Origin of the sequence: Ulvibacterium marinum, assembly GCF_003626755.1 — a bacterium.
Taxonomy (GTDB): Bacteria; Bacteroidota; Bacteroidia; order Flavobacteriales; family Flavobacteriaceae; genus Ulvibacterium; species Ulvibacterium marinum.
This window is the reverse complement of the sequence record NZ_RBCJ01000005.1, coordinates 240,509-265,903: the sequence shown is the minus strand read 5'-3', so window position 1 is coordinate 265,903 and position 25,395 is coordinate 240,509. Positions and strand designations below refer to the sequence as shown.

Annotated in this window: 15 protein-coding genes and 1 pseudogene; 13 read left to right on the top strand and 3 right to left on the bottom strand. The window is 42.8% G+C overall.

Annotated features, from left to right (window positions below):
• The first annotated feature begins 57 nt into the window (after nucleotides 1–57).
• The 4 genes from D7Z94_RS22405 to D7Z94_RS22390 all read left to right on the top strand — a co-directional run bounded on the left by D7Z94_RS22405 (nucleotide 58) and on the right by D7Z94_RS22390 (nucleotide 6,876).
• Nucleotides 58–387, top strand: coding sequence for a PadR family transcriptional regulator (locus D7Z94_RS22405; protein WP_120713867.1), 330 nt, complete (start codon nucleotides 58–60; stop codon nucleotides 385–387).
• Nucleotides 387–3,116, top strand: coding sequence for an ABC transporter permease (locus D7Z94_RS22400; RefSeq protein WP_120713866.1), 2,730 nt, complete (start codon nucleotides 387–389; stop codon nucleotides 3,114–3,116). Before D7Z94_RS22405 ends, D7Z94_RS22400 begins: the two co-directional genes overlap by 1 nt.
• Nucleotides 3,116–5,839, top strand: a complete 2,724-nt coding sequence (locus tag D7Z94_RS22395) for an ABC transporter permease (RefSeq protein ID WP_120713865.1) — start codon at nucleotides 3,116–3,118, stop codon at nucleotides 5,837–5,839. The genes D7Z94_RS22400 and D7Z94_RS22395 overlap by 1 nt, the downstream gene beginning before the upstream one ends.
• Nucleotides 5,840–6,078: 239 nt before the next feature.
• On the top strand, nucleotides 6,079–6,876 hold the full coding sequence (locus D7Z94_RS22390) for a Cof-type HAD-IIB family hydrolase (RefSeq protein WP_120713864.1): 798 nt from the start codon (nucleotides 6,079–6,081) through the stop codon (nucleotides 6,874–6,876).
• A 159-nt stretch (nucleotides 6,877–7,035) separates the two neighbouring features.
• Here D7Z94_RS22390 and D7Z94_RS25560 read toward each other — a convergent pair whose 3' ends face one another.
• A complete protein-coding gene (locus D7Z94_RS25560) occupies nucleotides 7,036–7,230 on the bottom strand; it encodes a hypothetical protein (protein WP_147415968.1) in 195 nt (64 codons plus the stop codon).
• 210 nt (nucleotides 7,231–7,440) lie between these two features.
• Between D7Z94_RS25560 and D7Z94_RS22380 the strand changes: the two genes are divergently transcribed.
• From D7Z94_RS22380 to D7Z94_RS22345, 8 genes are all read left to right on the top strand, one after another.
• Nucleotides 7,441–8,022 (top strand): RNA polymerase sigma-70 factor, encoded by a 582-nt coding sequence (locus D7Z94_RS22380; RefSeq protein WP_120713862.1) that lies wholly within the window; start codon nucleotides 7,441–7,443, stop codon nucleotides 8,020–8,022.
• A 199-nt stretch (nucleotides 8,023–8,221) separates the two neighbouring features.
• Nucleotides 8,222–9,343, top strand: a complete 1,122-nt coding sequence (locus tag D7Z94_RS22375) for a FecR family protein (protein WP_120713861.1) — start codon at nucleotides 8,222–8,224, stop codon at nucleotides 9,341–9,343.
• Nucleotides 9,344–9,496: 153 nt separating this feature from the next.
• A complete protein-coding gene (locus D7Z94_RS22370; RefSeq protein ID WP_158594709.1) occupies nucleotides 9,497–12,949 on the top strand; it encodes a SusC/RagA family TonB-linked outer membrane protein in 3,453 nt (1,150 codons plus the stop codon).
• Between the two features lie 19 nt (nucleotides 12,950–12,968).
• Nucleotides 12,969–14,483, top strand: coding sequence for a RagB/SusD family nutrient uptake outer membrane protein (locus tag D7Z94_RS22365; protein ID WP_120713859.1), 1,515 nt, complete (start codon nucleotides 12,969–12,971; stop codon nucleotides 14,481–14,483).
• Between the two features lie 75 nt (nucleotides 14,484–14,558).
• Nucleotides 14,559–17,906 (top strand): VCBS repeat-containing protein, encoded by a 3,348-nt coding sequence (locus D7Z94_RS22360; RefSeq protein ID WP_120713858.1) that lies wholly within the window; start codon nucleotides 14,559–14,561, stop codon nucleotides 17,904–17,906.
• A gap of 7 nt (nucleotides 17,907–17,913) precedes the next feature.
• A complete protein-coding gene (locus D7Z94_RS22355; protein ID WP_120713857.1) occupies nucleotides 17,914–19,623 on the top strand; it encodes a GMC oxidoreductase in 1,710 nt (569 codons plus the stop codon).
• A gap of 2 nt (nucleotides 19,624–19,625) precedes the next feature.
• A complete protein-coding gene (locus D7Z94_RS22350; RefSeq protein WP_120713856.1) occupies nucleotides 19,626–20,255 on the top strand; it encodes a gluconate 2-dehydrogenase subunit 3 family protein in 630 nt (209 codons plus the stop codon).
• Between the two features lie 13 nt (nucleotides 20,256–20,268).
• Nucleotides 20,269–21,096 carry a sugar phosphate isomerase/epimerase family protein gene (locus D7Z94_RS22345; RefSeq protein WP_158594708.1) on the top strand — a complete coding sequence of 276 codons (828 nt, stop codon included), beginning with the start codon at nucleotides 20,269–20,271 and terminating at the stop codon, nucleotides 21,094–21,096.
• A 60-nt stretch (nucleotides 21,097–21,156) separates the two neighbouring features.
• Here the strand turns inward: D7Z94_RS22345 and D7Z94_RS22340 are convergent, their stop codons facing one another.
• Together D7Z94_RS22340 and D7Z94_RS22335 are read right to left on the bottom strand one after the other, a co-directional pair.
• The gene (locus tag D7Z94_RS22340; protein ID WP_120713854.1) at nucleotides 21,157–22,425 is read right to left on the bottom strand and encodes a mandelate racemase/muconate lactonizing enzyme family protein; all 1,269 of its coding nucleotides are present in this window, start codon (nucleotides 22,423–22,425) and stop codon (nucleotides 21,157–21,159) included.
• A gap of 384 nt (nucleotides 22,426–22,809) precedes the next feature.
• Complete coding sequence (locus D7Z94_RS22335) at nucleotides 22,810–24,201, bottom strand: apiosidase-like domain-containing protein (protein WP_120713853.1); 1,392 nt, start codon at nucleotides 24,199–24,201, stop codon at nucleotides 22,810–22,812.
• A gap of 265 nt (nucleotides 24,202–24,466) precedes the next feature.
• Between D7Z94_RS22335 and D7Z94_RS26040 the strand changes: the two are divergent.
• Nucleotides 24,467–25,266: pseudogene (locus tag D7Z94_RS26040) on the top strand (serine hydrolase domain-containing protein).
• Nucleotides 25,267–25,395: the final 129 nt, after the last annotated feature.

Below are 25,395 nucleotides of genomic sequence, written 5' to 3'. Positions count from 1 at the left end.
GCATAAGTTTCGGCTCAATATTATTTATATATTTGTATAACATACAATGTATAACTAATGGCTAACAAAGGACTCGGTGAATTTGAGGAATTGGTACTTCTTGCAGTCTGTATCCTTGACGGAGAAGGATATGGCATCTCGGTAAAGAAGGAAGTCGAAAGACATTCAGGGCGTTCCATTCTATTGGGAGCGGTTCATATTACCCTTTACCGCCTTCAGGATAAAGGGCTTTTACAGTCCAAAATAGGGGGCAGTACAGTGAAAAGAGGTGGCCGGAGCAAACGGTTCTTTAAAATTACCGACTCGGGTCTGAAACATTTGAAGGCCGCACAGGAAGTGCGCCAAAAGATGTGGGAACTCATTCCACAATTGAAATTTAATATGTAGTGCGCCAAAAAGAAGAAAACAATACGCCCGCGCTTGCCAATTGGCTTGCCTCTAAATTCCTTAAGAAAACACAGCACGAGGAATTTCTGGGCGACCTAGAGGAAATATATCGGGAAAGGGTATCCCGGAACGGAAAATTTTATGCCCGCATGAAATACTGGTTGGATATGTTCCATATCCTCATTGGATTCAGTGTTCTTAACCCTTTTAAAACAGACTCGGCCATGTACGGACATTATTTGATTATCGCCAAACGTAACTTATGGAGAAACAAGGTGTATTCCGCGATAAACATTTTCGGGCTGGCGACAGGAATGGGTATCTGTTTATTGATTTGCCAGTACGTCTATTTCGAGTCCGGTTATGACAAATTTCACCGGAATTTTGAAAATATCTTTCGTGTGCTCATCCACGAGAACAGGAATGGGACGGACCAAGGTACTTCCCCTTACGCGACCTACATGTTTGGGGAGGCGGCAAAAGATGAAATTCCTGAAATCGAAGATTTCGTAAGGGTGCTCAAGGCCAACGAATCGGCCGTTGTGAGCCATCCCAGGTCTGGCAGGCCTGTTAACGAAAACGCCTCCAACTTTTTATTCGCCGATGAATCCTTTCTAGAAGTATTCGACTTTCCATTAAAAAGTGGCGCCAAGGAATCCGCCCTGAACGGAATGGGCAGTATCGTAATTACCCAAAAAACATCGGAAAAGTATTTTGGTTCCGATGACCCCATCGGTAGTACATTGGAGATAAACGGAGGAAATTTGCCTGGAAACTACATCGTTACGGGCGTACTGAAAGAACTTCCCCTGAACAGTCAATTTCAATTTGATTTTCTGTTGCCTTTGGAAAATTTTTGGAAAAATGGCAACGGGGGTTCGGTAAATAGATATGGTGGATGGATCCGTGAAATGTTCGCTACCTATTTTACAATTTCAGAATCGGGAGATGTTCCTTTGATAAGCTCAAAGTTGGACGAACTCTTCTTGAAGTACAGGGGACGGGAAAACGCCGATCAACAGGTCGTTGAAAAGACAAGGTTGCAGCCCATTGGTGACGTCCATTTAAAATCGGAATCCTATGCTAGCATAGACTTTGTGTCCAACAAAGGTAGCCTAAAGGATGTCCGGATTTTTTCTTTGGTCGCATTCTTTGTCCTTTTTATCGCCTGGGTGAACTATATCAACCTTTCAACGGCACGCTCCATGCAAAGGGCAAGGGAAGTAGGCGTCCGAAAATCCATCGGTGCGTTCAGGCGACAGTTGATAGGGCAGTTCCTTGTCGAATCCACTCTTATAAATATCGTTGCGGCTTTTCTGGCTATAGGTATAGCGTTTTTGGCATTGCCATTATTGGGCCGGATAGTAGGAAAGGAACTTCAATTGAGCCTGCTCTGGATTCCTATGTTCTGGGGGATTTTTTTTGCCATTGTCCTTATCGGTTCCTTTCTTTCCGGCCTATACCCAGCTTTTATTCTTTCTGGATTTAAGCCTATTAGCATGCTTGGTACCGCCAAAACGGTCCAGGCCGGTAACACTACTTTAAGAAAAGGACTTATTACATTTCAGTTTTTGACCTCCCTTATCCTTATTTCGGGCACGTATTTGGTCTACAAACAGATTACGTACATGAAAAATCAGGAACTTGGCATGAACATCGAAAAAGTGCTGGTCCTTAAAGGGCCTAAGATAATCAAAGATTCCCCCAAGGTAATCGATGGCACGGACATGAATCAAATCAGGGCCTTCAATGAATTTAGCCGATCGACTTTTCGAACCTTTAGGGACGAAGTTTCCACGGACAGATCGATTTCCAAAGTAGCCGGATCCTATAGCTTGCCTGGAAGGGTGGATTTCATTCCGATTTCCGACAATCGAAAATTGGGCCTTCCCGAAAGTGCGGGTCGATATGGAAGGTTGGCCTTCGCCTCTCTGGACTTTTTGGAAACCTTTGGATTTGAACTTATGGCCGGAAGTACATTTACAAAGGAAATGTCGGAGGAAGAGTATGTGATAATCAATGAAGAGGCGGTAAGGAGTTTCGGGTTCGGTTCTGCCAGGGATGCCGTAGGGGAAAAACTGATTTCAGGTGGAATTCCCGTAACCGTTATCGGGGTTGTCAAGGATTTCCATTGGGAATCCCTAAGGGAACCGGATGCCCCGTATATATTCTCGTTTACCGACTCCACGCCTCCTTATATATCTTTTAGGATGGACCTTTCCGATATCCATGCATCTCTTGAACATATCGAGCGCGTCTATGATTTGTTCTATCCCGGCAATCCCTTTGATTATTTTTTCCTTGAGGAGGATTTCAACAGACAATATCAGGCGGATGTACGTTTCGGAAACCTGTTCTTGGCTTTCACGATTTTGGGTATCCTTATTGCCTGTATCGGACTTTTCGCACTGGTTTCCTATTCGGCAACACTCAGGATGAAGGAAATAGGCGTTAGGAAGGTCCTGGGGGCAGGCACCGGAAACCTTATGATGTTGTTGTCCAAGGAATATTTGGTCCTGCTCCTATGGGCCACTGTGCTGGCAATTCCCATAATTCTATATACCAGTAAGGAATGGCTGGAGGGTTATGCATTTAGGACAAGTATCGGTTTTGACCTGCTCCTGATCCCTGCATCCATTTTATTGGTCATTTCGATTGTCACGGTCAGTCGCCAAACTTATTCCGCAGCTACATTAAACCCTGTCAAGGCCTTGAAAATGGATACATAGTGGAAAACAAAAAAAACGGAACACCGACCTTGGCCAATTGGCTTGCCTCGAAATTCCTTAAGAAAACACAGCACGAGGAATTTCTGGGCGACCTAGAGGAAATATATCGGGAAAGGGTATCCCGAAACGGAAAACTTTATGCCCGCATGAAATACTGGTTGGATATGTTGCATATCCTCATTGGATTCAGTGTTCTTAACCCTTTTAAAACAGACTCGGCCATGTACGGACATTATTTGATTATCGCCAAACGCAACTTATGGAGAAACAAGGTCTATTCATTGATCAACATTCTAAGCCTGGGCATTGGTATAGGCGTATGTCTATTGATCGCGGCCTATGTTTATTTCGAACTAAGCTATGACAGGTTCCACGATAACCTTGACAACACGTATCGGGTAATCGTGGAGCAGACCAAGGACAGTGGCGAAAAGGGTTCAAGTCCGTATACCGCATATGCATTTGCAGAGACCGCAAAGGCCGAGATACCCGAAATAGAATCGTTCACAAGGGTCTTTCAGGCCGATGAGAGTGCGATTGTCACAGACCCGGAATCCGAAAAGACCATCAACCAGGAGGCGGCCAGTTTTCTTTATGCGGACGGGAACTTTCTGGAGCGGTTCGATTTCCCGTTGAAGACAGGTACACAGGAGTCGGTCCTGAGCGGGTTGTACGATATCGTGATCACCGAGGAAATCGCCGAAAAGTACTTTGGCCAAAGAAACCCCGTCGGGAAAGATCTAAGGATTGACGGGGGCAATTCCTCAGGGACCTATACCATTACCGGCGTTCTGGAAAAGTTGCCCTTGAACAGCCATTTGAAATTCGGTTTTTTGCTGCCGATCGAGAATTTTTGGAAGCAGGGCAACGGTGGTTCCGTTAACCGGTACGGGGGATGGGAACGCCAATGGTACGGGACTTATTTAACCTTGGGCAGCACCGCCGAGCCGGCAACCGTAAGCAAAAAACTGGACGGGCTGCTACTGAAATACGAAGGTCAAGTGCTCTCCGAGAACAGGGGCGTTGAAAAAACGACTTTACAGAACTTGGGCGATATCCATTTAAGGTCCGATAAATATACGGTTCCCGATTACGCGGCGAACAAGGGCAACCTGCTCAACGTCCGGATTTTTACCATAATCGCTTTCTTTATTCTTTTTACGGCGTGGTTCAATTACATTAATCTTTCCACTGCCCGGTCGATGCATAGGGCAAAAGAGGTCGGTATTAGAAAATCCATCGGTGCCCGTAAAAAACAGTTGGTCCGCCAGTTCCTCATGGAATCGCTATTGGTCAACATAATAGCGGCCTTGTTTGCTTTGGGCCTGGCCTTGTCTGCCTTGCCCTTTTTAAGTTCTATTATAGGCAAGGAACTGGATTATGGTCTTTTCCAAATCCCATCTTTCTGGATTTTCTTTTTGGCCGTAACCATCTTGGGTTCGCTGCTTTCGGGACTGTATCCGGCATTCGTATTGTCTTCCTTTAGACCTATTGGTGCACTCGCGGGAGGCAAGATAGCGTCTTTGGGAAACCTTAGTCTGCGCAAGGGGCTCATCGCCTTCCAATTCGTTACATCCCTATTATTGATCGCCGGAACCTTCTTGGTATACAAACAGGTCACCTTCATGAAAAACCAAGAGCTTGGGATGGACATGGAAAGAGTCGTGGTCCTGAAAGGCCCTACGATCATTTCGGATATGCCCGAGGTTACGGATGGTACGAATATGGAACAGATAAGGGAGGCGCAGGCATTCACCAAAACTATTTTCGATTCTTTCAAGGACGAGATCATTGCCCATAGTTCGATTTCCGCTGTTACCGGATCCCGTGCCATACCGGGGATGTCAAAGAATATCTCAAGACAGGATATCCGGAAAATGGGCGAACCTGAAAGTGTCGGCAAGTATGGTAGGTCTTTTCCTATCGGATCGGGGTTTATAGAAACCTATGGCTTGGAGCTATTGGCAGGAAAGTCCTTAAGCGAGGATATGGCAAAGGATGAATACGTCATTGTCAATGAGGAAGCACTTAAAGCTTATGGTCTGGGCTCTCCACAGGATGCTTTACAGGAAAAAATAATGATCGGTTCAAAACCAAGGACCATAGCAGGCGTAGTCAAGAATTTTCATTGGCAATCCCTACGCGACAAACACACTCCGTACGTTCTTCGTTCGGGCGGGGGAATAAATGTCTTTATTTCCGCAAAGATCAATACGTCCGACATTGAGGGATCGTTGGCCCATATCCAGAAAGTCTACGATTCTTTCTACCCTGGTAACCCTCTGGACTATTTCTTTATGGACGATGCCTTTAATCGGCAATATCTGGAGGACATACAGTTCGGAAACCTTTTCCTGGGATTTTCGCTATTGGCCATCCTTATTGCCTGTATCGGGCTTTTTGCACTTGTTTCCTACTCGGCGAACCTGAAGACAAAGGAAGTCGGCATCCGGAAGGTACTTGGTGCAAGCACGGGCAATTTGATGCTCCTGCTGTCCAAGGAGTATCTTGTAGTACTCGGTATTGCCGTGGCATTCTCAATTCCCGCTATCCTCTATTTCGGTAAATCGTGGCTGGACAATTATGCCTTCAGGACCGAGCTGGGAATGGATTTAGTCATTGTACCGGCAACGGTGCTCTTGCTGATATCCGTTTTAACGGTAAGCCGACAAACGTATTCCACCGCAACTTCCAATCCTGTTGACGCTTTGAGGCCCGAGTAGTCCATAAAAGGCCTCTTGGCTTTTCTCCAGTATTTTTTTAACAGTCCTGTAAAATCAACCTTTCCTGGGCATCTACTCATTCCCACAAAAAAGTTCAATTAAATCGCCCTTTAAAAAATGTAAATCTACCGAGAAGTGAGTTATGTAAACAGGATATAATCAATGAGGATATATTCCTAAATTATTTAATAACTAAATTCTCATGTTGTACGACGTACAAAAAAATCAAATGATTATTAATGAAGTATAAAGCAATTTTTATTGATGTTGACGGAACGCTTCTAACAGATGAACTAATTATTTCGTCAGGAACAAAAGAAGTATTAGGTAAATTAAATAAGCAGGGCATACTAATCTCTATTGTTACCGCAAGACCTCCTGGGGCTTCTTTGCCGTACTATAATGAATTAGGCGTTACCGAAAATCCTATTATTTGCTTTAATGGAGCCTTGATTATGCAAAATAATATGGTATTACATGAAGAAGTTATCGGTGCAATGGAGATTATGCAAATAATCAATGAGGTCAAAAATTTTAATATCAACATTAGTTTATATAAACATCATGATTGGTACACAAACCAAATTGATTATTGGATTAAACAAGAGGTTCAAATCACCCACGCCAAAGTAACTAAAATTGATTTTGATTTGCTTATCTCTTCTAACTTTTATGCCAATAAATTACTCCTTATGGGGCAACCATTTGAAATAAGTAATGTAGAAACCCACTTGAAGAATATTGGCTTTGATTATTTAAATATTCACAAATCAAAACCGACTTATTTAGAAATAATGAATAATAGTGCCTCAAAAAGTCGAGGCATCGAAGGGATTATTAAGGTATTGGATATTACAGCAGATGAAATCATTACAATTGGGGATAACTTCAATGATATTGATATGTTTTTGTTGGCAAGGACCAGTATTGCAATGGGTAATGCACCTGAAGAGGTTAAGAAATATGCCACAATAGTTACGGACAACAATAACTCTGACGGAATAAGAAAAGCATTAAATAATCTGATAAAAAAGTAAATACGCCATACAACAAGGGCTATGGTAAAGCTGTCTTGTTGGTTAAGAGAAAGAACAATTCTTATTTTTACTAAAGCTCGATTTTACGGTTCGAAATTTGCCGAATTTCAACCCACCAGAAATCATAGGGATTACCGTTGGAGGCCATTCAGTTAAATCTTATATTTTTAAAATCTCGGATAAGGAAGAATTGCAGAAACTATGGTTGAAGAGCTCTTTCTGAGTATGGGATTTAACGTTTTCAGACATGGGATAGGTTTTATTCCCGATCGTCATTTCACCACTTGTGTAAGTTTCCTTACCATGTGCAATGGTGCTTTGCGAAATCAATTGATCGGCTATATGGTCCTTCATGCTGCAAACTCCTTGGTGAAAATATCTTTTCCCCATATTGGCAAGGGGATAAACATGGACAATAGCTTAATTGATCTGTAGGACTCCCATAGGGATTAATTCTAGTACTTTCAATTTTCAAATACCTGCTTCTTGAAAACATGGATACCTGTCTACATTTCGAAATCCATAATTTTTTTTTAAATTTATTGCCAACTCTTCATTGACCCAATGTTAAGAATATCGAATACTCAAGAATTGCTACGTAGAATCGCTTTGGACGATATCGATGCGTTTGAGGAAATCTATAAGACCTATTCCGGCAAAATGTTGGTATATGGCCTCAATGTTCTAAAAAAGCGTGAGATAATTGAGGATATCGTTCAGAACATTTTTACGGACCTTTGGGTAAAGCGTAGGGATGTAAATATATCCAATTTGCAGTCCTATTTATTCAGGGCGGTGAAGTATCAGATTTTTAACCACCTTAGAAGTAATAAACTCTCCCAGGAAGACCTTACCCGATTTAACATCATTGACCTTTCCATGAATATATCACGTGATTTGGAATACTCCGAGTTGGAAGAAATCATACAGGATTGTGTGGGCAAACTTCCCGGTCGATGTCAACAGATTTTTGTCTTAAGTAGATATCAACATAAATCGAACAAGGAGATTGCAACTGCCTTGGATATTTCTATGCAGGCAGTAAAGAATCAGATTTCGAAGGCAATCGGAATTATTCGATACAGCCTACAACAGGAAGAATTGATTATACCTGTACTACTTCTAAACTTCCCTTTTTTGAGCTAAATACGGCGATAATTATCCACTATAACTGGAAGAGGTCAAATGTGATATTAAATTTTGGCGACCACTTGGTAATAGATCGAATATAAGCCGATAACCCTTTGTACGATTTTTTTTAGCCCTAACGTGTACCATTTTGCAAATTTGGTTACTTAATACTACATAGGGGTTTCTTTTTAATCAATTTTACAAAAGGGATTTAATGGACAACAAGGAGATCAAAGCGCTTTTAGACAAGTACATCAGAAATGAATGCACCGATGAGGAAATAGCATTGCTCGAAAAATTTTTGGAGTCGTATCAGAAGAAAGAATCGAATTATGATGCCGATAAGCTGGAAACTCTGGAGGTTTCAAAAGACAAGGTTTGGAACAGGGTAAGGTCCGGTATCGAAAAGGAGGAGAGACATACACCCGTTTTCCCCCTATTGAAATATGCTGCGGCAATTGTGCTTTTTATAAGTTCGGCCCTCTATTTTTTCTATAGTACGAATGAAGTGGATAATAATAGAGAAGTTTTGCAAATAGAAGAAAACGCAGTTGTTCTGAAAATCGGGGACCATACCGGACAAAAGCTGAACATTTTGGGGAAACAACCTGTAAAAAACAAAAATGGAAAAATCATAGCTACACAAAGCGGCACGCGATTGGTGTATAATTCATCAGAAGATGTTTCCGAACCGACATATAATGAAATAATGGTGCCCTATGGAAAAAAGTTTCAATTGGAACTTTCGGACGGTACCGTGGTACATCTAAATTCCGGAACATCCCTGCGATTTCCCGAACAGTTTATTGAAGGAAGCGAAAGGGAAGTCTTTCTTGACGGCGAAGCCTATTTTGAAGTGACCAAGCGTAAACAACAACCCTTTTTTGTTCATGCAGGTGATATGAAAGTTGCCGTATTGGGCACCCGGTTCGTTGCCAATTCCTATGAGGGCAATAAAAACTATACGGTGCTGATGGAAGGTAGCGTCTCCATAAGCGATAAAACAACAAGGACCAAACCACAACTGATGATTCCCGGGCAAAAGGCCGTGTTTTTGGAAAACGAAATTGGTATCAGCGAGGTAAATGCCAATGATTACATACGATGGTTACAAGGAGAGTTATCTTTCAACAATCAGCCCTTTCCTGAAATAATCCAGAAAATAGAGCGCAAGTATAACGTCACCATTAAAAACGAATATGGGCGGTTGAACGACCTCAAGTTCAGGGGTAGGTTCAATGACGAAACCATTTTGGACCTTATGGATGTTTTTAAGGAGACCGCAGGATTCGAATATAAAATTGAAGCCAATGAAATAATAATCACAGCACCTTAATACCAAAAAAATCAGAGGTACGCGGCAACGTACCTCTGATATAAATTGATTTCGAAAGTCAACACAATTAACTAATCAAAATCCTTTAAAATTATGGAAAAAAACACTTTGTTTTTCAGATTCCTGAGAAACATCTTCAAAAAAAATCTAAAAATGAAGCTTTCGGTTCTGTTCTTTACACTGGCGCTATTTCATGTACATGCCGGTTCGTATGCCCAGAACAAGAAGCTGACCCTATCGATGCAAAATACCTCTGTCGAAAGCATTTTGATCAAAATAGAGTCCGAGAGCAAATTCAGGTTTTTCTATATCACATCGGAGGTCGATGTAGCCAGGGAGACTTCCATTGATGTACGGGATACCTCGATTGCCGATATATTGGAGTTGTTGTTTCCTAATGGTTCCGTGGACTATTCCGTGAAAAAAAAGCAGATAATCCTCAAACCCGGAAAGGGCCCCGATCCGGTACCCGGCGATACGGATATTCAAATTTCCGAAACAACCGATGTTCAGGGAATAACGGTAAGCGGTACGGTGACCGATAACAATGGAATGCCTATTGGGGGGGTCAATATCCTGGAAAGGAATACCAATAATGGGGTGGCCTCTGATTTTGATGGAAACTACACTATTACCGTTGAAAACAGTGAGTCGATTTTGGTTTTCAGCTACTTAGGGTTTGATACCAAGGAAATTCCGGTCGGGGAACAGCAAGTTATTGATGTGGCAATGGAGGAAAATAACCAAGGACTCGAAGAAGTAGTAGTCATTGGATATGGTTCTAGAAAGAAAAAAGATATTACAGGTGCTATTTCTACAATAGACTCCGATGATTTTGCCGATCAGGTAAATTCAAGTGCTGAATTCGCAATTCAAGGAAAGTTGCCAGGGGTTTTCATATCTAACCCAGGCTCCAATCCTAATAGCCGACCCGATGTTCGGATCCGAGGGGTATCAACCTTAGGGTTCAATGACCCGCTATACGTTATAGACGGGGTTCCTGTTATAGAAGGGGGTGCTGCGTCCACCAACGATCGCGATCAGGATAATCGGGGAGGAGTAAATATTCTAAACCTTATAAATCCGAACGACATCGAATCCATCTCAGTTCTAAAAGATGCTTCTGCCACGGCAATTTACGGGGTTAGGGCTTCCAACGGGGTTATCCTAATCGAAACAAAACGAGGCAGGTCTGGTAAAACCAACATCAATTTCACACAGCGGTACGGTATTTCACAATTAAATAAGCGGTACAACACCTTGAACACGCAGCAATATGCTGCTATTGCCAACCAGGCGTGGGACAATAGTATATCCGAATCTAGGGACGATGAAGACTTCGGGATACTGTTTGACCCAGCGTCTGCAGAATATTTGGGAGACAGCCCCACCTTTGATTGGCTTGAAAGAGGGCTGCGTAATACTGCAGTATTACAAGAATACAATGTGTCCGTAACTGGTGGATCTGAAAAAAGTAATTTCGCTTTTAGTGCAGGTTATGCCGGTCAAGAAGATGTGCTTTTTGACACCTCTTTCAAAAGGTACTCCATGAGTATTAATTCGGATCACAAAATAACCGATTGGTTGACCATTGGTGAATCTTATCGATTGGCAATTACCGAAAGTCCTGATGAACAGGTGTTCAATGGTGACTTGTTCAGAAGACTATCTTTAGCGGCACCTTGGCAGCCCTTTTTAAATCCAAATGGTTTAAATGGCTACCAAGAGATCGGAAGAGACATTGACGGAAGTTTCGTTGAACAAGGATATGGTCCGGGAACAACAGCCAACTACTTTGGTTATGCTGATTTTTGGCAGCAAGAATCGACACTTGTCCGTAATCTAGGTTCGGCCTATGTGGAACTAAAACCATTTGAGGGTTTTCGTTTGAGGGGAACGATCAGTGTTGACTATTTTACGAACCAAAGAGACCAATTTAGATTGGCGGAATCTGGCCTGTTTAGAGACGGTGAACTAGACCCAAGTAGTACCAGGGTCAGTAGAAGAGAGACCAAAAACTTTAATCTTACCACCGAATTTTTGGCAGGATACAACAAGAGTTTCGGAAATCATAATATTGATTTAACCTTCAATTTTATGGACCAAAAGGCAAAATGGGACATCCTTAACATTGATGCAATCAATACCGGGCTTACTTCTTTTGATCAACGAAGAATTGAAACGGCTTTGGCAGCGGAGAATAAAGTAGCAGCACTTAACAGAAATGAATCGGGCCTTATAGGGTATTTAGGTAGGGTAAGCTATAATTATGACAGTAAATACTACATAGACGGTACTATACGCCGCGATGGCTCCTCCAAATTTGCAGAGGGCTTTAAATATGGAACTTTTCCGGCCGTTGGCATAGCATGGCGTGTATCTTCCGAAAAGTTTTTGGAAAATGTTACTTGGTTGAACGATTTAAAGTTTAGGGCGGGTTGGGGTCAAACCGGTAATCAAGAGACTAGGGACTTTGCATATCTATCTTTAGTAAATCCAGGGCCTTCTTACCCGACAGGAAATGGCAACTTAAATTCCGGAGCGGTATTAGGCGATTTTCCTATAATTGATACGACTTGGGAGACCGTAACCAGCACCAATTTTGGGCTGGATGCGACCTTGTTCAATAATAAAGTGAGCCTTACGGCGGAATATTACGATAGAAAGACCGAAGATATCCTTCAAGCGATCAATATTCCACAGGTTATAGGTGCATTAACGCAGCCTGTGGTAAATCTGGCTACTGTCGAAAACTCGGGTTTTGAATTTGACTTCAATTATAATGACCAGTTTGGAGCACTGGGCTTCAGCGCAGGGTTTAATTTTACGACTGTGGAAAATAACGTAACCAGTCTTTTTAACAATAATCCACAGGGGACACAGGAAGAACGAATAGAAATAGGATTCCCAATCGGTTATATCTATGGTTATCAAACCGATGGTATATTACAGAACGATGCAGAAGTAGATGCCTATCTGGCAGAAATTGAAGATCCTGGCAATACTGGACAGTTGGCACCCGGGGACTACCGGTTTAAAGACCTATTTGGAGAGCCGACCGAGGCCGATGGTGAATTTGCCTACCGCAGCGAAGGTGCTGACGGAACTATTAATGGACTTGACAGAACGTATTTAGGAAAGACAATCCCCGGATACTATTATGGTCTCAACCTAGGTTTGGACTATAAAGGATTTGATTTGAGGTTAACTTTCCGTGGCGTTGGGGACGTACAACGATATAATCAGGAGAAACAAGTAGGAGAATCCGTGAACACTCCAGGATCCACTAACTACTTCGCTACTTTGTTGGATAGTTGGACACCTAGTAATCCTTCAACCACCCAACCAAGGGTAGTCTCTGGTGACCCATCGGGCAATAATCGGTTCTCTGATCGCTGGATTGAAGATGCGGATTTCTTTAGATTGCAGAATCTTCAATTTGGATATTCGTTCAAACCACAAATACTTGAACAGCTCAGGGCTTCCAACTTACGTATTTATACGACACTGACAAACGTCTTCGTTATCACGCCCTATTCCGGTCTAGACCCTGAAGATGACACCACGCCATTTACCTTTACAATGGGCTTGAATATTGGTTTTTAATTAAAAATATTAGCAAAAGATGAAGAGAATAACAAATTATATGATTAGTGGGGCAATGTTGCTGGCATTGTCCTGTAACGATGATACTATCGATTTAAATCCAATCGGTGAAACCGAGGCAGATTTCTTTCAAAGTGAAGCACAGATGCAACAGGCCGTTTTTGGGGTTTATCAAAAATTAGGTTTTTTTTATCAATGGAACGCACAGGCTTACGTACACAGAGCAGATCTTCTCCCTTCCGATGACCTTACAAGAACAGGTAGCGGTCCTTTTGAGAATTTCGAGGCTTTGGACGGAAATAATGGTATTGTAGGTGACATCTATCAGTACTCCTACGAATTGTTGGCGCGTGCAAATACTCTATTAACGAAGATAGAGGAAAATGGAGAGTTTGCCTATTCCATTGAGCCAGATCTAAAAGAAGTACACAGAGGGGAAGCACTGTTTCTACGTTCTTATGTAAATTTTAGGTTATGGAATACATTTGGCACGGCGCCCTTGGTAACAGAACGGATTACGGTTTTGGAGGATGCCTTTCCACCCAATACTACTGGAACTGAACTCCTTGATCAGGCTGTACTGGATTTAAGGGAAGCTATTAGTGGCCTTCCGGAAGCTTGGGATGAAGAAAACGTTGGGCGAGCAACGAAAAATTCCGCGCGTGGACTGCTTCAAAAAATATTGGTATTTCGTGGAACCGTCAAGAATGACAATGCAGATTTTACGGAAGCCATAAATGTTTTTAATAGTATAAATTCGGTAAGCTTGATGCCCAATTATATTGATAATTTTGATGTTCAGAAGGAAAATAATGCAGAATCGCTTTTTGAATTGCAAGCAGAAGACAATGTTGGCAACCTAAACGGTTGGCTGCCAATTGCTACCGACGATCCAGAATTTGCGGCCATTGGCGAAATAAACGCGTATTATGGTTACTACATAGGCACTTTCGTTGCTGGAACTACATATTTGGCCACTCCCTCTTTGTTAAACGCTTATGAAACTGGGGATCCTAGATTGAATTTGGCTTTTGATCCAGCGGATGAAAATCAAAATGTACGTAAGTATGTAAGTACAGATGAGGAGATACCTGGGGCAAACCCAAACCAGCTATCTGCGAACAATACACGTATTCTACGATATGCGGATGCCTTACTTTTAAATGCAGAAGCCATAGTGCGCACCGGTGGTAGTCTATCCGATGCCATCGCTTTGGTAAACCAAGTTCGCGAAAGGGCCCGTAATTCTGCCGAAACACCGTCCGCAGTTCCTGCTGATTTGACTGTTCCTGCAACAGCGGATGAAGCGTTGGAACTCATTTTTAACGAGAGAAGATTGGAGCTGGCGGCAGAAGAAGGTCATAGATGGCACGATTTAAGAAGGAGACATATAGCGGGCGAGATCGATTTAACGAACTGGGACTTCAGTTCTCCTGACCCCACATTCAATTTTCAGCCGTTTAATGTCTATTTCCCGTTACCTGAAAACGAAGTAATTCAAAGCCCGAATTTAAACCAAAATGAGGGGTACTAAGAAAGTTGTTTTAGTTAGTTTGTTGAATTTGGGATGGACACTTTTAGTGTCCGTCCCTTTTAGATGCCCAAGTAAATGCGGTTTGTTCTAATTATTGTTGTATTTGCATCGACCTTGTACTCTTGTTCGGAAAAGGATGGCACTCTTTTCAATTTCATTCCTCCTGAAACAAGTGGGATCGACTTCAACAACATTGTAATTGGAAACGATAGTCTGAACGTTATGGATTACGACTACTTTTATAATGGTGGTGGCGTAGGAATCGGTGACTTTAATTTGGATGGATTACCGGATATCTTCTTTTCCGGAAATATGACCTCCTCAAAACTGTATTTGAACAAGGGCAACTTAAAATTCGAGGACATCACGGAATCTGCTGGAATATCCACCGATGATTGGTGTACCGGGGTATCTATTATCGATATTAATCAAGACGGCCGGCCCGATATACATGTTGCCACGGGATCCAACACCGATAAGGCATCACAAGGAAACTACTTCTTTATCAACGTTACGACCGGGGACGATGGGGTTCGGTTTGAAGAAAAGTCCCTGGAAATGGGTTTGAAGGATTCCATCTATGCTATGCAGGCCGCTTGGCTGGATTATGACAAGGACAATGATCTAGATCTCTTTATTATTCACAATGCATTGGAGGACTATCAGAAAAATATCCCCCTAGGTCAACGTAAGGATGGCAGCGGCAAAAGCACAGATAAACTCTATCGCAACGAAGGCCTTCAAAATGGACTACCTTATTTTACCGATGTTTCCAGGGAAGCAGGCATACTCATAGAGGGTTGGAGTTTGGGTGTGGCCGTATCGGATTTTAATGGGGATAACTTCCCAGACCTATATGTCGCCAATGATTTTTTGTCCAATGATATTCTATACATTAACAACACGGATGGTACCTTCAGCAATAAAATTGGAAGCTACATAAGACATCAAAGCCATAACAGTATGGGTATTGATGTGGCCGACCTGAACAATGACGCCGCCCCGGATATTGTGGTTTTGGATATGCTCCCAGAGGATAACCTAAGGCATAAGACTATGTTTCCCGATATAGCCTTTAACAATTCAAAAAATGTTTTATCCAAAGGATATCAGCAACAATATGTGCGCAACGTATTACAACTTAATAACGGAAATAGGACTTTTAGTGAAATAGGTTATTTGGCCGGTATCTCCGCTACCGATTGGAGCTGGTCGCCTTTAATTGCGGATTTTGACAATGATGGCCATCGGGACCTATATGTTACCAATGGCTATGTAAAGGAGATTACCGATCTGGATTTTGTGGATAACTATAACAAGGGAAGTATATTCGGAACAAAAGAGACCAAACGGAAAAAACTGGTGGAGCAATTGAACGCGATGAAAGGGGTCAAAAAGTCCAATCGCTTTTTCAGGAATTCAGGGGAACTGATCTTTATCGACAAAACTGAACTTTCCGGGCTGCAACGGCCATCGTTCTCCAACGGTGCGGTATACGCAGATCTTGATGTGGATGGAGATCTCGATATAATCGTCAACAATATAAACGACCCTGCTTTTGTCTTCGAGAATACCACGATTCAAAAGGAAAAAATCCGGAATAATTTCTTGAAATTACGTTTCACACCGCAACACAGGGCCTTAGGGGCCAAAATCTACCTTTATGCTAATGGGGAAAGACAATTTTCGGAATATTATCCGTCACGGGGCTATCTTTCTTCAGTAGGGCCTGCTGTTCATTTTGGTCTCAAAAACGCCGGAAAGGTAGATTCGTTAAAAATCATGTGGCCAACGGATTCGTTGTCCGTTTTGAAAGATGTTCAGGTAAATCAGGAGCTTTTGATACCCGTAGGGCATATGCCCAAACGGGAAACTTCAAGAGTAAACCCTCTGACCGAAACCGTATTTCACAGGGTCCCTGTCAATGGAATTTCGTACGTGCATAAGGAAAATGGCTTTAATGATTTTGACCATTGGCCCTTGCACTTTAGATCTTACGACAAACTTGGCCCGGCGATAACTACCGGCGATATCAATGGCGATTATATGGATGATATTATAGTCGGGGGTGCCGCAGGGGAAAGCGGCCGAATTTATTTTGGTGACGAAAGCGGAAACTTTACGGAATCCAAAAGTTTTGATGAAATCAACAAGGAGTTTGAGGATACGGAATTGGTGCTGTTCGATGCCGACGGTGATGGCGACCTTGATCTATATTGCGCTAGCGGCACTTCGGAACACTTTTCAAGGGCAGACCTTTTACAAGATCGTTTTTATTTCAACGACGGGAGGGGTGCTTTCAAGTATAGGAAGAGTGCTTTACCGAAAATCAAGGAGATTACCGCTACCGTTGCTCCCCTGGACTATGATAGGGATGGGGATTTAGATCTTTTCATAGGGGGGAGGGTACGGCCGAACGCCTATCCGGAATCTCCCCGTTCCTATTTGCTGCAGAACGACGGCAAAGGTAATTTCAAAGATGTGACGAAGTCGCACTCCAGGGAGCTCCTATATCCAGGGATGGTTACCTCCGCAGCGATAGCGGATATCGACAAAGATGGCTGGGACGATTTAGTGCTGGTCGGTGAATGGATGCCGATCGACATGTATTATAACAAAAAAGGGGTCTTAAAAAAGCAAAAAGGCCCTAACGGTCTTGAGGCATCCAATGGTTGGTGGAATTGTATAGCGGTTGCCGACCTGGACAACGATGGAGATCTAGATTTTTTGCTGGGTAATTGGGGACTTAATAACCCTTTTAAAGCGAATAGGAAAGAACCTTTAAGGATTTATGCAAAGGACTACGACAATAATGGTACCATTGAGGCCATAATGACCTATTACAATCAAGGTGAGGAATACATTGTACACCCTAGAAATACATTGACCAAACAATTACCTGTATTACGCCAACGTGTAAAGGACTACAAAACATATGGTGAAACTCCTTTTCATGGTATATTTGGGAAAGCGGACATCAAGGGAGCAAAAGTTTGGGAGGCTATGGAGTTGGCCTCTGGTTTCATTGAGAATCTGGGGGGCTGTCAATTTAGGTTTCATGCATTTCCCATTGAGGCACAGTGGGCGCCTATCTTGGATTTTGAAATTACCGATCTCAATAAAGATGTTTTTCCTGATGTCTTGGGGGTCGGTAACTTTTACGGTACCGAAGTATTGACGGGAAATTATGATGCCGGTAACGGGATCTGTATGTTGGGGCAAAAGAATGGAGGGTTTAAAGTGGTCCGTATGTCGGAAAGTGGCTTTTACTTTGGCGGGGAAGCCCGTAAAATAGATATCTTGAACAATGTCCATGGTAAAAGGATACCAAAACGATTTATTATCGTGTCGCAAAACGACAGTTTGCAGTTCCTAGAAAATAGCGGGGGCTTCAATTTTATCGACCCTAATCCAACTGATTAGAATTATAATGATACATATTAACACAAAATTCCGCGGGGAAGTAACCTACGATGCCATAGTTGTAGGAACAGGGGTTTCAGGTGGCTGGGCGGCGAAGGAGCTCTGCGAGGGAGGGCTAAGGACTTTAGTTCTGGAGCGTGGAAGGAATGTACGCCATATTCAAGATTACCCAACAATGAACGATGACCAATGGGACATGGAGTGCAAAGGCAACCTCACCCAGGAAGAATTGAAAAGCAAGCCCAAACAGTCTCGCTCTGGTGCCGGGCGAAGAAAAGAAACGGCCCATTTCTTTGTCAATGATCTAGAGAACCCCTATAACGAGGACAAACCGTTCGACTGGATCCGTGGATATCAGGTAGGGGGTCGTTCCCTCATCTGGGGGAGAAAATGTTTTCGCCTAAGCGACCTTGATTTTGAGGCCAATAAAAGGGACGGACATGGTGTTGATTGGCCCATCCGCTACAAGGATATCGCCCCTTGGTACTCCTATGTGGAAAAGCATGCGGGTATTGCAGGAAATCGGGATGGAATCCCCCATTTGCCCGATGGCGAGTTTATGCCGCCGTTTGAACTGAATTGTGTGGAGCAACATGCGAAGGAGCGGATTGAGGCAACATTTCCGGACCGCTATCTAATTACTACGCGAACTGCCAACATTACCGAACCGAAGGACCACCGAGGCAAATGTATGAGCCGGCACAGATGTGACCGTGGTTGTCCGTTTGGTGCCTCGTTCAGCAGCCAGTCGGCAACTCTGCCCTATGCCGAAGCTACGGGAAATATGACTTTTAGGCCTAACTCCATCGTGTCACAAGTACTTTATGATGCCGATTTAAAAAGAGCAATCGGGGTTAGGGTCATCGACACCGAGACCAAAGATCAAATAGACTATTATGCCAGGATAATTTTTCTGAATGCCTCGGCAATGGCTTCAGCCGCTATATTGTTGAATTCAAGATCAGACCGTTTTCCTGATGGTATGGGCAACGATTCCGGAGAGTTGGGCCATAATGTCATGGATCATGCCATGGGAGCCGGGGCGGGTGGTACCATGGAAGGATTCGAGGACAAGTATTATAAGGGGAGAAAACCAGGAGGCTTTTACGTACCCCGTTTTCGGAATACAAACAAAAATACTGTCACCGATAAATTTATTCGAGGCTACGGCTATCAGGGCGGGGCAAAGCGATCAGGTTGGCAAAGAGGGCAAAATGATTTCGGATTTGGGGGCGATTTCAAGGACAACCTTCTAGAACCGGGACCTTGGGGAATAGGCATGGGCGGTTTTGTGGAATGTCTTCCCTATCATGAAAATCGGATGTACCTCAATTATGATATGTTGGATAAATGGGATCAGCCTACCATCACCTTTGATGCGGAGTTCAAGGAAAACGAAAAAAAGATGTGTGAGGATGCCGCGGTGATGGCCGCGGAAATGTTGGAAGCAGTGGGAGCCAAAAATGTGGGGTCAAACTGCAAAATCACGAATATTGGTCTGGGTATTCATGAAATGGGTACGGCAAGAATGGGTCGTGACCCCAAAACCTCGGTGTTGAACGCATTCAATCAAATACATGCCGTGCCCAATGTTTTTCTAACAGATGGTGCTTGTATGACCTCATCTGCCTGTCAGAACCCCTCATTGACCTATATGGCCTTAACGGCACGTGCTGCGAGCTATGCCATAAAACAATTTAGAAACCGTATACTGTAATTATGAAAAGAAGGAAGGCAATACAGTCCTTATGCGCGGCACTGGGATATACCTTGACCCCGGGCACGGTAACCGGTTTGCTCTTGTCCTGTGAGGCAAAAAAGAGCGAACCCTTTTGGGAACCCATGTTTTTCGAACAAAAAGACGCGAACCTGGTGGCACAGTTAGGGGAGGCTTTTTTACCTCGCACCCAAACGCCGGGAGCCAAAGATGTTGGGGCGCATATTTTTGTAGATGTATTTATGGGGAAAGTATCCGGTTCGGAAGATCAGGAACTATTCCGAAAAGGTGTAAAGGCACTACGTTCAAAATTCGAGAAAATTACCCAAAAGCCCATAATTGATGGAGGTACCATGGATTATTCAAAAGTATTGCATACCCTTTATGGCGTACCCAAGGACAAGCAGCCAACCATAACCCAACTTTTGGATGGAGGCGTCCCGGAAGGTAAAGAAGAAAAAGAGAACTTCTACACGTATTCCTTCTTGAGAATTTTCAAAAAAATACTAATGATGGGTTACTATGCCTCAAAAGAAATCGGGGAAAACGTACTCTCCTATCTTCCGGTGCCCGGGGATTATGAGGGCTGTATTCCGGTTGAATCGGTTGGCCGTGCATGGTCGATTACCTAGAAATGGATATCAAATGAACAGACGTCGATTTTCAAAAAAACTAGGATTGGGAACAGCTTCCTTGGTGCTCGCCCCCAGTGTTGTAGGTTGTTTGGCAACGGTTCCATCAAAGCGGTTCGGTATTATCCTAAATACCGTCAAGGATGCCATGGCCCACGATTTCGAAGCTACGTTACGGGCATTGAAGGAAATGGGGTATCGCTATGTAGAAGGCGGATTTTATGGGGATTCGTTAAAATCTTATGCAAAAACCTTAAAGGGTATTGGATTGAAGGGAATTGGCCACGGATCTTCAATGGGTGAATTAAAAAAGGACTTTGCCCGTTATGTGGAGATTGCCGAAACCTTAGAGCATCAATACATCATATGCTATTATCCATGGATGGTAGGCAATGACCAAATTGATGAAAAGAGAACTTTTGAAACCGTGGAACGTTTAAACGGATTGGGGAAAAGAATAAAAGATCGGGGATTCCAATTTTGCTGGCATCCCCACAATTTTGAATTCAAGACCCTTAAGGATGGAAGACGACCTTTTGACATCATCATGGACAACACCGACCCGGAATTGGTACAACTACAATTGGATACCTACTGGTTTAAAAAGGGGGGCGGTTCGGTAATAGAGTATATCAACGCTTACAAACGCCGCATACCCCTTTTTCATCTAAAGGATATGGCCAGGGACGGTTCTATCAGCTGCCCGGGACAAGGTATTATGCCCATTCAAAAAATTTTGGCCTCCAACGCGGCAGCGGACAGTATGTGGATCGTAGAAGTAGAGAATATACCTAACGGATTGACCTGTGCCGGTGAAGCTATTGATTTCCTGAAGCACTAAAATGGCCTAAGCCCTACATAACTTAGGTTACCTAAGTTTTAGGTTTTGAGCGAACGGGCCTCAATTGATAACCTTGTGTTTCTTTAAAAAACCAGGGTCGATTTCAACACCCAACCCGGCCCCTGTGGGAACCTTAAACTTCCCATTTTCAACATTCAGGGATGATGAATCCGAATACACGGGCACAATGGGATCGTTCGTATTTTTTGTACATGGGTTATATGCGCCCCCATTTGGAATGGCCGATAAAAAGTGCATGGCATACAGATATCCGACACCCGATCCGCTCAAATGGGGTATGCACCTGACCCCTACCGCATCTGCCATACGTGCCACTTTGATGGACCTGATCATACCTCCGAAATAAAACATATCTGGTCGTACTATCTGTAAAATGTCATCACCCAACATCCAGCGAAAGTTTCGCATACTCGCTTCCTGCTCACCCCCCGCGATCGGAACTTTTAGGGCATCGGCCACTTCCTGGGTCGCGTGGTACCAATCAAAAGGCAGAGGTTCTTCGTACATTGCATAATCGTAATCTTCCAAGATATTTCCTATACGGATGGCCTCTTTCACATCATACCCGCCATTGGCATCAACACCTAGCCACATAGCATCTCCAAGTTCCTTTCGTGCCATGGCGATAATCCGTTCAGACCTGCCCTTTACTTTTTCCGAATTCCCGCCCATTTTCCCACCAATTTTAAACTTAACTGCGTTGTATCCTGTGGCGTCCAAAATCCTTTTGGTTTCCGCTATTGATTTTTCAGGGGAAAGATGTCGGAATCTCGTAGGCAAATACACTCTCGGTTCCGGGTTGTGAATTTTACCTATCAGCTTCCCTATGGGTTTCCCGATACGTTTCCCCAACATGTCCAATATAGCGAACTCTACCGTCGCTACTGGCACCCATAGGGCATAGCTTTGGAATTTGTAATTGCTCTTGTATTTGTAGACGTCTTCTATTAATCTATCTAGATCTAATGCATCTTTCCCAATAAAAAAGGGTGCAATTCTTTTTGTGAAGATAGGATAGAGATAATCCATTCTCAGGTTATTGGAAATACTGAGTCCCTCTGCCCCATCGGACGAGTTAACCTTACATATAAAGGAATTTTCATGTTCCCAAAGTGTTACGTTCGCAATACGTACGGGCCCATCAAAAAAATTTGTTTTGAGTACTGGCAGGGCCAAGGCTTTATCTATTTTGTCATAACGTGAAGGGTCTTTCCCCTTTGACCTTGGGAGCCGCGAAGAAAATCCGTAAAGAAAGGGTACGCTTCCGGCCGCTGTAATTCTTTGTATAAAACTTCTTCTTGATGTCATCTTAGGCATGTGACCCTTAGCGCTTAAAAAAATGTCGTATCACCAATTCCATCTTAATATCAAGATACACAAAAATTAGCTGACATTTAGACTTCATTAAGAAAGAACAAGGCAATCCGATTCGTAAGTTTTTGATTGCAACAATGGTATGCGGCAGGATCTTATGGCAAACGGTTTTCAAACAGCTTTCCCAAAGCTCGCCGATTGTCCAAAATCCGTCACCTAAATAGAGTATACCTCGACAAGATTGGACATTAAAAATCCTGTTTTAGGGCCAAGTATTCGTTCTAGGCGTTTTGTTATGTCCGGACATAAAACGCATTTATTTGAAAATCTGGATTTATGCTATTTCCGAAAGTGCCTATGGAGGTATTGGACAAAAAACTAATAATTGACAAGCAAGACCCAATCTTCCTCACTAGGTGGAACTATGAAACCTTTCCTCGACAAAATATTGCTTTGCTCTCCGGTTCTGGGATTGTACCATTTTAAAGAGTTTATGGGCCGACTCAATGAGGTACTATTTAGTTTTAACCGCCTTTTTGATGGGACGTAAATCACAGCGCTGGTCCGCTCTTTTGTAAAAGCTGAAATGGCGTAGTTGTTAGAGGCATATTCACCTGCCGAATCCTCGAGGAGGGTCCCCAACCAATCCGGTTCCAAGGTTTCAAAACCAACATGTTCCATCAGGTTGGCCAGATGAATAAGACTTAGGGCCCCTTCAAGTTCTAGAACCTCTTTCCAATTTTTGGGAATTTTCCAATTTACACTACCGTAGGCGTGACCTGCAGAACCACTTAAAGCCGCCCAATAGGCCTGTTTACGGATCTGTGTCGGATTTCCCCAATCATCGTGTTCTCGTTCATAATTGCTTTCTCCCAAAAAGAAAGGCATTTTGTTCTTCCTGTACTCATCATAGGCAACTTCATATACGTCTGGTTGGATTTTGTTCCATGCTTTGTTAAACCCTCGAAAATAGGTGTAAATCATACTTACATCCAACCAATTTGCGCCGGGATATACATCGGTACTGGAATGCGTGCTAGCGGCATGGTATGTAAATAATTGATCGGTGGTTGTTTCCATTAACCCTTTGACCAAGGCTCCATATTCCTCGATAGCATTGAAAGGGTCGTTGTCTCCCCCAATGATCCACATGATATTCAGATACTTACCATAACGGTTTCCAAGCCATTTACCGAACTCATACGTCTTTTTGACACCATTGACCATCATGGGCAATGGATTGCCGTCGACATCATTTCCGGCCATATCACCCCTACAACAACCTGACCACAATGGTACAATGGCTATATACATGTTATGGTTTTTGGCAATTTCTAAAACGGCATCCACTCTTTCGAAAAATTTTTCGTTAGGTCTGGAAAAATCACGGTCTCCCAGCCATGGACTTTCCCCGTTAAAATCCAATTGGCCCTTTGATCCCGTTAACATGATCTGCAAGGCATTGAACCCCTGTTCTTTTCGTCTTTTAATATAGTATTCCGCGTCTACCGGTTTCAAATCGAAAAAAAGGTGCCAAGGGGTATCCGCTTGGTAAAAAAAAGGTACTGAATCCGTATCGATAAGGTGCCTTCCATTTTTACTCACGGACAGCGGAAAGGAAACTTGGGCAAATGCGGATGAAAAAAGGAATAAAACAATTGAAACCAGGGGTAAGGTAGTCTTCATAATCAATAGTGGTGTTATTCGTTGTTTGGAATTGCTAACTCTAATGTTAGTGCCATGGCCCATTGACTTCCAAAAGGCTGTCATAAAGACTTAAAGTTAAGAAGGTGAAAATAAATAGGTCCTAACCTAGTAATACAAGTTTTCCACATAAGTTTCAGTTGGATTTAAAAACCACTTATTGTCATAATAATTGCAAAAGTCAAGATAATTGATTTTACTGGTGATAAAATTATTGGGAATATTGATTTAGACAAATCCAATATAATACCTCTAACGATGATAAGCTCCTATGGGGTAAATAGTCTTGGTTTTCATTTAATGAAAGGTTACAAAATTTCAGATAGGGTCGATGACCAAGCCTTTTACCGCTATTGCGATTCTTAAGGCTGTGGAAGATGGACTGCTGGATTTGAACAAAAAGATTACAGATTATTTACCCGATTATCCAAAAACACCTGGGGATGGAATCAAGATACGCATCTTTTATCGCACACTTCCGGTATAATCGATTTTCCGGATATCCCCAATTTTGAATGGAATCTGGAACGACTCGGACATTCGCAGGAAATGATGTTGGGGTATTTTAAGGACAAAGAACCGAAGTTCCAGGCGGGAATCGATTTTAGATACAGCAATCTGGGATATTATTTACTGACCGTTATTCTGGAGAAGGTCAAAGGAAAGGAGTTCGCTGAGATACTACAAACCTAAATCTTTGATATAGCCCAGATGGAAAATACAAGTGTTGCCAGATTCAGAACCGTGCTGTACGAAAGGGCCGAGGGCTATGCAAATACTAGGAAAGAAGTAATAAATGCCCCTCCTTGGGACCAATCTATAGTAAAGGGGTCCGGGGATATGATATCGACGGTGGAAGATTTGTTTTTGTTCAGTCGGGCGTTATTTTCCAACAAGTTGCTGTCCGCAAAATACATGGAAATTATGTTCACACCCTCACTACCCGAAAAAGATAACTATGCTTATGGATGGTTCGTCAGTCTTCCTGATAAACATACGGGAAGTATCAATGGCTTCAGCGCAATATTGACTCATCTTACCGATGATAATTGCACAATCACTATCTTATCAAATCTGCATGGGGTTAAGACTATTGGGATTACTAAGGACATTAAGAAAATAATATATTAAGAGTTTAATATTCTGTTGAAGTCAACATCTCAAGTACTTTTCATTTGTCTTATAAAACCAACATTTCTCAGGAATTTGTTCTTTCTACCCAATCTGTCCTATTAACCCGCTGTTTTTATAGGACAAAAA

Bases quoted from the DNA above. Each gene is read 5' to 3' on its own strand.
- D7Z94_RS22405 (WP_120713867.1), top strand. From the start codon at position 58: ATGGCTAACAAAGGACTCGGTGAATTTGAGGAATTGGTACTTCTTGCA.
- D7Z94_RS22390 (WP_120713864.1), top strand. From the start codon at position 6,079: ATGAAGTATAAAGCAATTTTTATTGATGTTGACGGAACGCTTCTAACA.
- D7Z94_RS25560 (WP_147415968.1), bottom strand. From the start codon at position 7,230: ATGAAGGACCATATAGCCGATCAATTGATTTCGCAAAGCACCATTGCA.
- D7Z94_RS22380 (WP_120713862.1), top strand. From the start codon at position 7,441: ATGTTAAGAATATCGAATACTCAAGAATTGCTACGTAGAATCGCTTTG.
- D7Z94_RS22375 (WP_120713861.1), top strand. From the start codon at position 8,222: ATGGACAACAAGGAGATCAAAGCGCTTTTAGACAAGTACATCAGAAAT.
- D7Z94_RS22370 (WP_158594709.1), top strand. From the start codon at position 9,497: ATGAAGCTTTCGGTTCTGTTCTTTACACTGGCGCTATTTCATGTACAT.
- D7Z94_RS22365 (WP_120713859.1), top strand. From the start codon at position 12,969: ATGAAGAGAATAACAAATTATATGATTAGTGGGGCAATGTTGCTGGCA.
- D7Z94_RS22360 (WP_120713858.1), top strand. From the start codon at position 14,559: ATGCGGTTTGTTCTAATTATTGTTGTATTTGCATCGACCTTGTACTCT.
- D7Z94_RS22355 (WP_120713857.1), top strand. From the start codon at position 17,914: ATGATACATATTAACACAAAATTCCGCGGGGAAGTAACCTACGATGCC.
- D7Z94_RS22350 (WP_120713856.1), top strand. From the start codon at position 19,626: ATGAAAAGAAGGAAGGCAATACAGTCCTTATGCGCGGCACTGGGATAT.
- D7Z94_RS22345 (WP_158594708.1), top strand. From the start codon at position 20,269: ATGAACAGACGTCGATTTTCAAAAAAACTAGGATTGGGAACAGCTTCC.
- D7Z94_RS22340 (WP_120713854.1), bottom strand. From the start codon at position 22,425: ATGACATCAAGAAGAAGTTTTATACAAAGAATTACAGCGGCCGGAAGC.
- D7Z94_RS22335 (WP_120713853.1), bottom strand. From the start codon at position 24,201: ATGACAGCCTTTTGGAAGTCAATGGGCCATGGCACTAACATTAGAGTT.